We start from the raw sequence: 12,509 nt of genomic DNA, 5'->3' as shown, positions 1-12,509 counted from the left end.
AATGGTTACCGGTTTGTGTGGGAGTTTACACCAAGTCAGGGAAATGGAACCATTGCGGCGGTGGCACTGACTTCCAAGCAGGGCGGTGTGGCAGCTTATGGCAGTATGGAGAATTCCAAGGTTGCCTTTTATCAGATCATGGAAACAAGACTGGAGACGCAGACCGTGGAAGAACTTGCGGAGCTGTTTAGTGCGGTGGAGGTGGATTTTGAGAATAATCTGTTGATTAGCATGCGATTCCAGGACAGTGCCGTGATTATTCATAAGAGAAGGCTTCCGGTGTTTACACTGGGACTGAATGACAGGCTGAATGATACGACCAATGACCTGCTGGAAGAGAAGGTCATTACCTGCAGTACTTTTAAGTTTATTGGAAGCTATACACCTTATGGGGACTTTCTGGACGGGCATGACGGATACTGGTATGGATTTGCCAATCAGGCGAATTCCTCTGGGGATGCCAAGATGTACTGGGTGAAGATTAAGAAGGATGATTACACCATGACAGAGGGCGTTTGGACATTGTCCAACTGTTATCTAAAAGCCATCGGATATTTTAAGGTGGATACTTATGCACAGCGTGGTGTGAGGGGTGTTATCCGGAATGGTTATCTGTATCTGACAGCTTACAACGATGAGGGTATTTACAAGATTAATTTGAGCAATTCTACGGATGTGACATTGATTCCTTTTGGATTTATTTCTGCCGGGAAGTCCCAGACCGGTTCTGTAACCTGTGCCAATTATCTGTTTATGGTAAATGACCTGATTATCGGATGGGATTATCAGATTAAGCCGGATGATACGGTGGTGCAGACGGTTGGAAGTACAAGGATTCTGAATCTGGGTACGCCGCTATTTCAGTATAAGGAGTTTTGTTTTGGATGGGGAGGCAACTATGGTTCGGATTACAGGATGTGTTTTTTGCTGACACCGTATCTGGCCAGTATCAACAACCTAAGTACGGCCGTTGTGAAGACTACGGATAAGACGATGAAGATTACCTATGAGCTGACGGAAGAGGCCAGCTGATAGGGATAGAATTTTGGGATGAGGCAGTTGCTCTAAGATGGGCAGCTGCTTTTTCTATACATTTTTTAAGGAGGATCAGAGGATATGAAAGAGTTTTGGAGTATTGTGCAGTTGGTGTTTACGGGAATCGGCGGCTGGCTTGGGTACTTCCTGGGAGGGTGTGATGGTTTGATTCTGGCATTGCTTTTATTTGTGGTGGCGGATTACATCACGGGAATTATGTGTGCGATTTCCGATAAGAAGCTTTCTTCTGAGGTTGGATTCAAGGGAATCTGCAGAAAGGTACTTATCTTCATGCTGGTAGGAATTGCAAATGTTTTGGATGTGCAGGTCATCTGTCTATACCAAGAAGACTCAGGAGCAGAATGCTGATGGAAGCTATGTGACTATCACTGCTGATTTCAGAAGATAAAGCTGTGTGGAAGATTCCATTGCAGACCATAGTGCGTATCTGCTTGGAGCCAAGAATGGCAGCAAGCTTAGATATGATGGGCTTAAGGGATGTACGGATTATAAGAAGGCGGTGCAGATCATCAAGGATGATGGCTATGCGACTTCATTAACCTATGTCGATAAGCTTTGCAGTATTATCGAGAGATGGAAACTGATTCATTATGATGTTGGTTCTTCTGGTGGCGCTGGTGATACAGTGGTTAAGTATTATAGGGTAAGGAAGAGTTGGGATGATGCAAAATCTCAGCTTGGTGCTTATACGATTTTTGCCAATGCAAAGGCGATGGCTGATAAGCATCCGGGATATGAGGTATATGACTGGAATGGAAAGCAGGTTTATCCTGAGGTGGCAGAAGTACACATTAACGCTGAATGAAGCATCGGAGTATTTCGGGATTGGCTACAAGAAACTGAAGATGTTTGTTCAGGAGCATTCCGATGAGGATTTTATCCTCTGGAACGGAAACAGAGCACTGATCAAGCGTGAGCAATTTGAAAAGTATATGGACAGTCAGATGAATGTGATTTAGTTCATAAAAATTTTTCAATTTTCTTGTGGAAAAGGAGCCGTGTATGTGATAGTATATTGATACATAGTCGGATACATACTATGAACTATGTTAAATAAATATTATAGCATGGCTCCCTCAATCGAAAGGAGACGATGTTCAATGAGCGAAAAGAGACGCGATAGTAAGAATCGCATTCTTCGCGCAGGAGAGAGCCAGGAAGCGGATGGACGCTATAAGTATAGATACATTGATGCCAATGGTAAGCGCAAGACAGTTTACAGTTGGAGATTGGTGGCTACAGATAGTATTCCAGTCGGCAAAAAAGATAATGCGCCTTTAAGAGATCAGGAGAAGGCAATAAATAAGGATTTGGATGATATGATTGTTCCTGATGGCGGCGGCTTGACGGTTCTTCAGCTTGTGAAGAAGTATATAGCAACTAAGACCGGAGTTAAGCATACAACCAGAGCAGGTTACGGAACTGTAATCAATCTGCTGGAAAAGGAACCATTCGGAGCAAGGAGAATCGACAAGGTCAGATTATCCGATGCGAAGGAATGGCTCATCAAATTACAGCAGGAGGATAAAAAGAGTTTCTCAGCAATTCATTCTATCAGAGGTGTTGTGAGACCTGCATTTCAGATGGCAGTTGATGACGATATATTAAGGAAGAATCCCTTTGAGTTTCAGCTTGCTACTGTACTGGTAAATGACGCAGCCACTCGTGAGGCCATTACAAGGAAACAGGAAAGAACTTTCCTCGAATTTATAAAAAACGATGCGCACTACTGCAAGTATTATGACGGTATGTACATTCTGTTTAAGATAGGGATGCGTATTTCGGAGTTTACAGGTTTGACGTTGAAGGATCTGGACATGGAGAACAGAACCATCAATATTGACCATCAGCTTCAGAAGACCGGGACGTTGGTTTACATCGATACTACGAAAACCTACGCCGGTACCAGAGTGATTCCGATGCAGGACGATGTGTATGAATGCTTTCAGAATATCATCAAGGCAAGACCTAAGCTTAAGGTGGAGCCGATGATTGATGGCTACTCAGGCTTCCTTTGCTTTGACAAGGACGATAAGCCAATGGTGGCTATGCACTGGGAGAAGTACTTCCAGCACGCAGTTGATAAGTATAACAGCATTTATCGCATTCAGCTTCCGAAGATCACACCTCATGTATGCAGACACACGTACTGCTCTAATATGGCAAAGTCCGGAATGAATCCTAAGGTACTTCCGTATCTGATGGGGCATTCGGATATTAGCGTCACTCTCAACACCTATACTCATCTTAAGCTGGATGATGCGAGAGAAGAGGTTGAGAAGCTTGCTAAGAAGCAGGCAGAGGCTGATGCAGAGTTGAAGCAGCTTGGTATGAAAGTGGATGCTACTGACAGATTTAGAAAGTCAGTTTAGACCATCAAAACGGTGACCATTTAAGTTTAGACCATTCAAGAAATTCAGTATTTATAAGGTTTCGAAGGAACTTGTGGTCTAAAGTGTATTTCAAGAGTGGTCTATGAATTTTTGAAAATTTTGTGCCACGATTAGACCAGAAAAAACGAATGGTCTAAACTTGAAATCATAGACCATTTTAGACCAATTTTTAGACCATTTGATGGAATAAACATACCGAGATAAGCCGAAAAAAGCCGAGAAATGGGAAAATGGTCGATAGACTGAAAAAGTGTGCAAATGCCCTAAAAATAAGGAAAAACCGAGATAATCCGAGATAAGTTAGGAGTAAAAAATATATGATACGCGTATTATTTGTTTGCCACGGCATGATATGTACACACCCTCGAAAAACCCAGTAAAATCAATGAAAATCGGCACTCGAACACCCCGAGGTACGCCATTTTGTACGCCAAATTTTTTGAAAATCCCTGATGTGACAGTACTGTTTTGAACGTGAAAAATCCCAAAAATCGCCGTGAAAAATCATAAAATCACGGAGGATTTACACATGAGTAAACAGAAAAATTATGAAGTTATCAGAGAGAATGGGCTTAGATATTTACAGACAGGGGATTACTTTATCCCTAATATTAAGCTGAAACCGATGAAAGAAAAGAGATTGAATAAATATGGCAGGATGCGCAGAGCATTTTTGCAGCAGCATAAGCCAATTCTTTTTGATGATTTGGTATTGACAGAGCAGCTGTTCCCACATTTATATGAAGTGCAGGAGATTGCGGAGAAAAGAGTGGCAGTCATTATGGCTGGACTGCTGGAAAAGAATCCGGTACCGGAAAAAGAAATGGATGCTATGGCTTGGACAGGTCATATGAATATGCTGAAAGAGATGGCTGAGGAAGTAATGGTTAGGGAAGTAATTTACAAATAAGTGTTTAAAGAGCTGGGTTTGAGAACTCAGCTCTTCGTTTGTTTATAATTATATGGTAAAATGTAAATAACGGAAAACAGACTAATATGATTGGAGTACAGCAATATGAGGATAGAAAAAGTACATATTAAGGGGTTTCGTAATTTTGAGGATGAAGAAATAGTATTTCAGCCAAAGACTTTGATAATCGGTGCAAATGATGTTGGAAAAACAAATCTACTATATGCAATGAGACTTTTGTTTGATAAATCGCTCAGTGAACATGATTTGGAGCTGAACGATAGTGATTATAATGCATATACTGATGCGGATTTTATTGAAATTACTGCAACCATTTGTGATGTAACGGAAGAATGTCTCTTGAGCACATTTGGCGGCTGTGTTAAGGATGGCGTTGTGCTTATACGTTACACAAATAGTAAAAATGGTCAATATAGTATCTGGATGGGATATGATGAAAATGTTTTAATTGAATATCCGACGAGACAATATATAAAGCGATTAAATATGCAATATGTAGATACTAATCGAGATTTATTCAAATTTTTAAGGCATGAGCGTTTACAAATATTGCAGATTTCAAAAGAATTATTGAAAGAGGAGCAAAAGAAAGCAGATGAAGAAAAAACTGCGGATATTCAAAATAAGCTTAATGCAATCAATAATCAGATTAGTTCATTAAACTATGTGGCATCTGCATTGGAGAATGTAAATACAGAACTTGCGGAATTGTCTGTTAATAATGAAGATCAGAAAATTAGATTTATTGCAGGAGAAAGTGACGCAGGTAAGTTATTAGATAATTTAACATTATCGTTTTCTACAGGAGACAATTTATTATCCATTGGGGGAGATGGACGAAATAATCAAATATTTATTGCTACGTGGATTGCAAAGCAAAATATCCAAAAAAATGTAGATCATGTTACTTTTTATGCAATAGAGGAACCGGAGGCTCATTTACATCCTCATCAACAGCGTAAGCTCTCGGCATATATTCAAGAAAAGTTTGGAGAGCAAGTTTTCATTACAACACACTCACCACATATAGCTGCAAAATTTGCAGCGTCTAATATTTTACGTCTATATACATCAAAGAAAAAAACATATGCTGCATGTAGTGGGTGTAGCGATATGTTAAAAGAAATTTTTAAAGAATTCGGATATAGATTAAATGCTCTTTCAGCAGAATGCTTTTTTGCAAGTGGTGTATTTTTGGTTGAAGGGGTATCTGAAGTTCTGTTTTATACGGCGTTGGCTAAGGCAATAGGGATAGATCTGGATAGATTAAATATTTCAGTATTGTCTGTAGAAGGTGTGGGATTTAAACCGTATATTGCTGTATGCGATGCTTTAAATATTCCTTGGGTGATGAGGACAGATAATGATATATTTGCAAAACCAAATAAAAAACCTACGAAAAATTATTATGCAGGTGTATCTCGTGTTATGGGGATTTTATCTCAGATTAAAGATGCAGATAACGAATTACTTCAATATTGGGCAGAACATAACAATGAAAATGAATGGGAATATAAGAAGAACCCACCGATGCTGGCAATAGAATTTAATAAATACATTAGGAATAATATTGCCTGTTATGGTATATATCTTTCAAATGTGGATTTAGAAACTGATTTGGCACATAGTCCACTCAAGAATATTCTGAAAAAATATTATGAAAAAAGAACAGAAAAATCACTGGTAAAAGCAATGCAAACATATAAAGCGAAGAATATGATGAATTTTTTGAGTGATAAGCATTCCGAACTGAGAGTGTTGGGAGAAGATGATATTTCTAAACCATTGATTTCGCTTAAGAATAATGTGGAAGAAAGGATTCATCCGGAACATGATTAATGAACCAACTAAAGAACAAAAAGCGATATTAAATCATGATGGGAATATTGTTGTCACTGCAAATCCTGGTTCGGGTAAGACGTACACGATTGTAGAAAAAATAGGAGATGTATTGTCGGAACTTCCAAGTTATAAAGGTGTTATTGCTATCTCGTTTACTAATAAAGCGAGTGACGAACTGAAAAAAAGATGCAAGAGAAAAGGGATAGACCCAAAGCATTCTTTTTTTGGAACAATTGACAAGTTTTATATTTCTGAAATAATTATTCCTTTTGCCAGCCATTTAACTTATGTAATGCCGGAGTATCAAGTAACAGAATTTTGTGAGGAAGAATCCTATTATTCCGAGTTACAAACTATTACAGGAGAATTGACAAAAGAACAAGAAATGCTATTGGATAAAGCACTAAGCGAAGGTAAAATTTTTCTGGACATATCCGGAGAAACTGCGATGTATATAATGCATAAGGTTCCCGGAGTTATAAAGTATTTGCAATCTCGATATTCACATGTATTTATCGACGAATATCAGGATTGTGGCAAAATACAACATGATATATTTCTTGCGTTATGTAAAGTAGGGATTATAGGGGTAGCTGTTGGAGATGTAAATCAAGCGATATATGGATTTAGCAATAGATTTCCTCGATATTTACTTGAACTGATAGGAAATTCTGAATTTAAACATTTTGAATTAAGCAAAAACCATAGATGTCATCCAAGCATTTCTGAATATTCTTTATGTCTGTTCGGTATCTCTAAAGAAATAGTTGAAGACAAAAGAGTATTTAAAGTATCCGTAATGGGGAATGAAGTAGATATCGCAAGCAAAATTGATTTAGCAATTCCTAAAGTACAGTTTACAAGGGACTACACAGGGTAGGTATCTGACGGGAGGGGTGCCGCCAGTCAGATTTTCCATGTGATGTTCAAGCTGTCGCTTGTGGCGGCTATGGTGGTGATCATCAAATCCACCACACGCCGCTTGTCATCAAAAGATACATTCTCCCAGGTATCGAGGTAGCCGGAAATCTGGCTGACCTGTTCCGGGCTGATGGCCTCCACAGTCAACTCCGCTATCCTTGCCAGAAGTTCCTGCTTGCGCCCGTCCAGTTCCGCTATCTTCACATTCACATAGGAGAACAGGACATTGTTTGCCCCCGTCAGACTGTCCACCAGCTTTTCAATCTCGCTGTCTACATGGGCAAGTTCCACTTGCAGGGCGGTGATTTTCGGGTTTGCCTTTGCCGCTTTCTTTTTTCCTGTCAGCGTCTTGTAGCTTGCCAGCTTCTTTACCATCTGCTGATAAACAACCGCTTCCAGTTCCGAAGTGATGATTTTCCCACAGCCAGGACAGCTTTTATTGTCCAGCCGTTTCGTGCAGCGGAGATACTGTTTGCCGGAGGGATTGTAGATACTCATAAGAGCATACCCGCAATTCCCGCACTTGATTTTTCCTGCCAGCCATGTGTGGGTGGCTTTCCGGGCAGACTGGATTTTCATGTTGTTCATCAGCTTCTTGCGGCAGGTCAGCCAGGTGTCGGAGGGGACGATACCCTCATGGGGAGCCAGTACCAGCATTTGGTCTTTTAAGTCGTTTTTCTTGCTGGCCTTTACATCTCGCCCTTGATACAGATAGCAGCCGTTCATGCCCGTAAAATCGGCAACGTCATTGACAATGACTGTACCTTGACTTTTGAAAAATTCGTACACATCAAGGTCTGCCTGCACATAGACAGGATTGCGTAACATCTGCGCCAGCGTGGGGCGTATCAGCTCTTTGCCATGGAACAAAATCCCCTGTTCGGCAAAGTACCGGGTAATGTCCCCGTAGGAAGTTGTGGGCTGGGCGTACATCTCAAACATCAGCCGGATATTGGCCGCTTCCTCCGGGTTTACCACCAGCTTCTTTGTGTTGATACCGTCCATCTTGATAGGCTCCGTATGGAAGCCGTAAGGGGCTTTCCCGCCCATCTTAAAGCCCCGCTGACTGCGGGAGTAGTAAGCGTCCGTTACCCGCTTCTGTATCGTTTCCCGTTCAAGCTGGGCGAACACGATACAGATATTCAGCATGGCCCGTCCCATCGGCGTGGAGGTATCAAACTTTTCCGTAGAGGACACAAACTCCACATTGTACTGCTGGAACAGCTCCATCATGTTGGCAAAGTCCAGAATGGAACGGCTGATACGGTCGAGCTTGTAAACCACGACCTTTGCAATCAAGCCCCGCTTGATGTCCCGCACCAGTTCTTGAAACTTCGGACGGTCTGTGTTCTTGCCGCTGTACCCTTTGTCTGTGTATTCCTTGCAGTTACCGCCTTTCAACTCGTATTTGCAAAATTCAATCTGGCTTTCAATGGAAATGCTGTCCTTTTTGTCTACCGATTGTCTTGCATAGATTGCGTCTATCCGATTGTTCATATTGTCGCTCCTTTTCTTAAAAAAGAAACGGAGCTGCTGACAGTTCTATTATACCGCCAGCAGCCCCGCAAATCAATGATGGGTTTGGAAAACCTTATGTCCCGGCTTCCTCACTCTCCCGCTTGTCGGCGTACTTGCGGAACACCTCATAAAGCTGCTGTTCCAGTTCCCGGCGTTTGGCTGCTTCCTGTTCCGGCGTGAACACCGGGGAGAGATTTTCCAGTGTGATTTCCTTTCCCTGAAAAGTCACGATTTCGATTTCCTTTTTGTATCTGATATTACTTATAAGATCACCTTTCCTTTCCATGCTGCCGCTGTTGCCGTTTCAGTTCCGCTAAAATCTCCGGCGGGATACGGTCAACCAGCCGCCGCATATCGTCCAGTTCGCTTTTTAACTTCGCCCGTTCCATCGTGTCATTCATCTTGCCTTTTTCGCTGGCCTTTGCCCTGACTTCCAGCTTTTCATTTTCCGCTAACAAGTCATTGATTGTGACCTTGTATTTTTTCAGTTGCCCGGAGAAGTTCTCCATCTGCGGAAACCACTTTTTCAGCATGGAGAGGGCTTCCTCTTTCTTCTTTCCGGCGTTCAGCGGGGTAATGCCGGAGAGAACCGCTTCAATGGCCCTCGCCTGTTTGGAGAGGTTGACCGCCTGTTTGAACAGCCGGGTGGGGATATGCTTCCGGCCCGTCTTGCTGGCGCTTTCCCCACGCTCCAGGTCGGGGTACTGCTCCACCATACAGGCGTGAAAATCGTCCTGCCACTTCGTCAGATTGGCCCGGTTGCCGATAATTTCTTTGGCGCACAGGCGGTTGTCCTTTGTCAGCGGCACAAAGACCAAGTGCAGATGGGGCGTTTTTTCATCCATGTGTACCATAGCCGAAACGATGTTCTCCCGGCCCACCCGGTCAATGAGGAAGTCCGCCGCCCTCTGGAAGTAGGCCGCTATCTCCTTTGGGGACTTGCCCTTGAAAAACTCCGGGCTGGCGGTAATCAGCGTGTCCACAAACCGAGTGCTGTCCTTGCGGGTGCGGCATCTGGCCTGCTCGATGCGGCTCTGAATGAAATGGTAGTAGCGGCCATCCGGCTTGACGATGTGGAAATTGTACTTGCTCCGGCTGGTGTCAATGTCCGGGTTGCTGGCGTACTGCTCCTTTTTCCGTTCATGGTGGGCTTCCAGCGGCCCCGCCGGGTGGCCCTTGTGCTTCTCAAATCGCAAAATTGCGTGTTGTGCCATTGAACTCCTTTCCCCATTCCATTCCTTTCCGGCGGGTTTTCCCGCCGAAAATATCTCTGATAGGATTGGAATGGAATGAATGTAAATAGATGGTTTTAATCTCTGTATTTCTATATACCGTCAGATTTCCGTACTTCAAGAGGATTGATTTTCGTACTCGCCAAGTACGGTTTTCAGCCCTCCGGCGTACCATAACCGGATTTCTTGAAGTCGGTGTTTGGAACCGCTTCATAGGATTTCGGGTAAATGCGGTTGGGTTTTCCACAGCCCTGTTTCTGGATTTCCACCAGCCCCGCATACTGCAACTCCCGCAGGGTGTTGACCGCTTTCTGCCGCCCGCAGCGGAGCAAAGCGACCACCTCGCAGATGGGGTAGTACAGGTAGACCCGCCCGTACTCGTCCGCCCAGCCGTTCTTCCGGGACAACTCCGCCCGGCGCAGGACAAAGGCATACAGCACCTTCGCTTCGTTGCTCAAGGGCTGGAATGTGGGTGCTTCAAAAAGGAAATTGGGGAGCCGGGTGAAACTGAACGCCTTTTCCGGCTGGTGAATATAAATCGTGTTTGTCATAGCGTGTTTTGTGGACGGTTAGAGGCCCGTTTTCCGGGGCGAATGATAAATGATACCAGCCGCCCCGGTTGAGGGCTTGCGGAGCCTTGCAAATCAAGGCTTTTCCCGCTCTTAACTGTCCACAGCAGACCTCCTTTTCCGTTCACTTTCTGTTTTCTGCCGCCTGTGAACTCTGGCGGCGCAGTCCGGGCAGTATTTGCCCCGGTTGGACTTCGGGACGAACACACCGCCGCACTCCGCACAGCGTTTCAAGTCCCTGTCCCGGTAAATCTCCGCTTCCAGCGTCCTGTCCAGCGGCAAGACCGCCCAGCGGAACCACTTGCAGCAGACGGAGAACGAAATCATCTGCGGACAGGCGCAGGTGTCGCCATCGTCCAGCGCAAGGCAGTTTCCGTCCTCGCAGTTGCAGCACTCCCGGCGTATCAGGCCGCTGGCTCGTCTCTTCTGGGGCGGGGTTATGCGGTAGGGGGAGCCGTCCGGCCTGTGTTCCAGCGGCGGCAGGTGTTGATAGGGTCTTTTGCTCATGCGTCCCTCCGTTTTCTTTGGCGTGTTCTGTTTCCAAGGTGCTTGTCCATCGATGAACTATCCCAAGTCTACACCTTTTTGACCGCCTGTGCCGTATATCCAAGAGGTAGGAAATCAGCCTGAAAAACTCCCTATTTCCACGCTCTCGGATTTGTGATATAATCAAAAAAAGATAAAAGACAAATTCAGGTTTCTGGTCTTCTTGCACAAAATAAAGGAGGAGCTATTATGCAAATTGTTTATATTCCAAGCGAATCAATGTCTGTTCAAGGTAAAAAGATGAAATCTATAAAAGATATGGGAAAGACTGGAATATTAGAGAACAGGGAGGAGGTAACGGAAATTGGTTGTTGACCAGAAAAAGTGATGTGCTTGTAGATGGAAAAAGTTATCGTACTTTTGTACTTGAACACTACGGTAAATCCAAGCTGACAGCGAAGCTTGTTGATAAATTTCGTGAAGATGTAGCAAATGGTAAAATAAAACTGTAAATGCCTATGCCGTTATGCTATGAGCATAGTACATAGCATAACGGCTTCTCTTTCGTTGAGCTAGCAAGGAGGGTGAATATGTCTTTATCCATACAAGAGCGATTAAAAGACCTACGTGTGGAGCGTGGCTTGACGCTGGGGCAGCTTGCGGAGCAGACCGGGCTTTCCAAGTCTGCGCTGGGCAGTTACGAAACGGAAGACTTCAAGGACATCAGCCACTATGCCCTTATCCGGCTGGCGAAGTTTTACGGTGTGACCGCTGATTATCTGCTGGGGCTGTCTGAAATGAAAAATCACCCAAACGCCGATCTTGCAGACCTGCGTTTGAGTGATGAAATGATTGACCTGCTGAAAAGCGGGAGGATAGACAATACCCTGCTGTGTGAGCTGGCGGCGCACCCGGATTTCCCCCGGCTGATGGCTGACCTTGAAATCTATGTGAACGGAACGGCACTGAAACAGGCGCAGGGTGCAAACGCCATAGTGGACACGATGAGCGCAACTGTTATAAAAAAGCATAATCCTGGCATGAGTGATACGCAGTTAAGACAGCTTATCACCGCCCATATTGATGAGGACGAGTTTTGCCGCTATGTGATACAACGGGACATAAACGGGATTGCCCTTGCTCTGCGGGAAACACACAAGGACGATTTTTTCAGCGTCCCAGAGGATAACCCGCTAAAAGAAATGCTGGAAACTGCTGGTGAAATCGTCAGCCAGGACAGCGACACGGAACAAGCGTACTTGGCGTTTATCTGCAAACGGCTCAAGCTGAATTTTAGGAAGCTGTCAGTAGAAGAACGGAAGTGGCTGAAAAAGATTGCGGAAAAATCCGACTTGCTGAAGAATCCAAAACCGCAGAGAGGACGAAGATAAAAAATGCCTGAACGGCGGTTCTGGTTTTTCAGAACCACCATCCAGGCATTTTGTTTAGTAATAGAAAAAGGTGCAGTTGATTATTGCGTATTGTCAATCTCTCTCAAACCGGGTAGTAAAAATACGGCAAGCGCAACGATGATAATGCCAATTCCGCAAATGACAAACCA

At 44.0% G+C, this 12,509-nt stretch carries 15 protein-coding genes and 1 pseudogene; 11 read left to right on the top strand and 5 right to left on the bottom strand.

Annotated elements, in window-relative coordinates:
- The 8 genes and pseudogenes from ACTNDS_RS16350 to ACTNDS_RS16315 form a co-directional block, all read left to right on the top strand.
- Positions 1–1,032, top strand: a 1,032-nt coding sequence (locus ACTNDS_RS16350; RefSeq protein ID WP_441036826.1) for a hypothetical protein, incomplete at its 5' end; no start/stop codon positions are given.
- Positions 1,033–1,116: 84 nt separating this feature from the next.
- Positions 1,117–1,368, top strand: a pseudogene (locus ACTNDS_RS16345) (phage holin family protein); the annotation flags it as partial.
- 82 nt (positions 1,369–1,450) lie between these two features.
- Positions 1,451–1,861: a glucosaminidase domain-containing protein gene (locus ACTNDS_RS16340; protein ID WP_441036825.1), complete on the top strand. Its 411-nt coding sequence runs from the start codon at positions 1,451–1,453 to the stop codon at positions 1,859–1,861.
- Positions 1,800–2,015, top strand: a complete 216-nt coding sequence (locus ACTNDS_RS16335; RefSeq protein ID WP_441036824.1) for an excisionase — start codon at positions 1,800–1,802, stop codon at positions 2,013–2,015. The genes ACTNDS_RS16340 and ACTNDS_RS16335 overlap by 62 nt, the downstream gene beginning before the upstream one ends.
- Before the next feature lie 141 nt (positions 2,016–2,156).
- Complete coding sequence (locus ACTNDS_RS16330; RefSeq protein WP_441036823.1) at positions 2,157–3,428, top strand: integrase DNA-binding domain-containing protein; 1,272 nt, start codon at positions 2,157–2,159, stop codon at positions 3,426–3,428.
- A gap of 550 nt (positions 3,429–3,978) precedes the next feature.
- Entirely contained in the window at positions 3,979–4,359 is a 381-nt protein-coding gene (locus ACTNDS_RS16325; protein WP_441036822.1) for a TnpV protein, read from the top strand.
- A 105-nt stretch (positions 4,360–4,464) separates the two neighbouring features.
- Positions 4,465–6,219 carry an ATP-dependent nuclease gene (locus tag ACTNDS_RS16320; protein ID WP_441036821.1) on the top strand — a complete coding sequence of 585 codons (1,755 nt, stop codon included), beginning with the start codon at positions 4,465–4,467 and terminating at the stop codon, positions 6,217–6,219.
- Positions 6,212–7,102, top strand: coding sequence for a UvrD-helicase domain-containing protein (locus tag ACTNDS_RS16315; protein ID WP_441036820.1), 891 nt, complete (start codon positions 6,212–6,214; stop codon positions 7,100–7,102). Before ACTNDS_RS16320 ends, ACTNDS_RS16315 begins: the two co-directional genes overlap by 8 nt.
- 26 nt (positions 7,103–7,128) lie before the next feature.
- On the opposite strand, the gene ACTNDS_RS16310 is transcribed toward ACTNDS_RS16315, so the two are convergent.
- From ACTNDS_RS16310 to ACTNDS_RS16290, 5 genes are all read right to left on the bottom strand, one after another.
- Positions 7,129–8,640, bottom strand: a complete 1,512-nt coding sequence (locus tag ACTNDS_RS16310) for a recombinase family protein (protein ID WP_002575864.1) — start codon at positions 8,638–8,640, stop codon at positions 7,129–7,131.
- Positions 8,641–8,734: 94 nt separating this feature from the next.
- Positions 8,735–8,947 carry a hypothetical protein gene (locus ACTNDS_RS16305; protein ID WP_002584948.1) on the bottom strand — a complete coding sequence of 71 codons (213 nt, stop codon included), beginning with the start codon at positions 8,945–8,947 and terminating at the stop codon, positions 8,735–8,737.
- Positions 8,931–9,875 carry a MobV family relaxase gene (gene mobV / locus ACTNDS_RS16300; RefSeq protein ID WP_002575862.1) on the bottom strand — a complete coding sequence of 315 codons (945 nt, stop codon included), beginning with the start codon at positions 9,873–9,875 and terminating at the stop codon, positions 8,931–8,933. Before mobV ends, ACTNDS_RS16305 begins: the two co-directional genes overlap by 17 nt.
- A gap of 173 nt (positions 9,876–10,048) precedes the next feature.
- A complete protein-coding gene (locus tag ACTNDS_RS16295) occupies positions 10,049–10,444 on the bottom strand; it encodes a replication initiator protein A (RefSeq protein WP_002575861.1) in 396 nt (131 codons plus the stop codon).
- Positions 10,445–10,555: 111 nt separating this feature from the next.
- Entirely contained in the window at positions 10,556–10,969 is a 414-nt protein-coding gene (locus tag ACTNDS_RS16290) for a cysteine-rich VLP domain-containing protein (RefSeq protein ID WP_002575860.1), read from the bottom strand.
- A gap of 228 nt (positions 10,970–11,197) precedes the next feature.
- Here ACTNDS_RS16290 and ACTNDS_RS16285 point away from each other — a divergent pair, with 228 nt between their 5' ends.
- The 3 genes from ACTNDS_RS16285 (at position 11,198) to ACTNDS_RS16275 (ending at position 12,339) form a co-directional block, all read left to right on the top strand.
- Entirely contained in the window at positions 11,198–11,323 is a 126-nt protein-coding gene (locus ACTNDS_RS16285; protein ID WP_441036819.1) for a hypothetical protein, read from the top strand.
- Positions 11,317–11,460 (top strand): hypothetical protein, encoded by a 144-nt coding sequence (locus ACTNDS_RS16280; protein ID WP_441036818.1) that lies wholly within the window; start codon positions 11,317–11,319, stop codon positions 11,458–11,460. Before ACTNDS_RS16285 ends, ACTNDS_RS16280 begins: the two co-directional genes overlap by 7 nt.
- 78 nt (positions 11,461–11,538) lie before the next feature.
- Positions 11,539–12,339 carry a helix-turn-helix domain-containing protein gene (locus tag ACTNDS_RS16275; RefSeq protein ID WP_002575858.1) on the top strand — a complete coding sequence of 267 codons (801 nt, stop codon included), beginning with the start codon at positions 11,539–11,541 and terminating at the stop codon, positions 12,337–12,339.
- Positions 12,340–12,509: the final 170 nt, after the last annotated feature.

This window comes from Blautia sp. HCP3S3_C12 (assembly GCF_052064155.1).
GTDB lineage: Bacteria > Bacillota > Clostridia > Lachnospirales > Lachnospiraceae > Blautia_A.
Note: the sequence above shows the minus strand (reverse complement) of the source record. Positions and strands in the feature narration are given on the sequence as shown.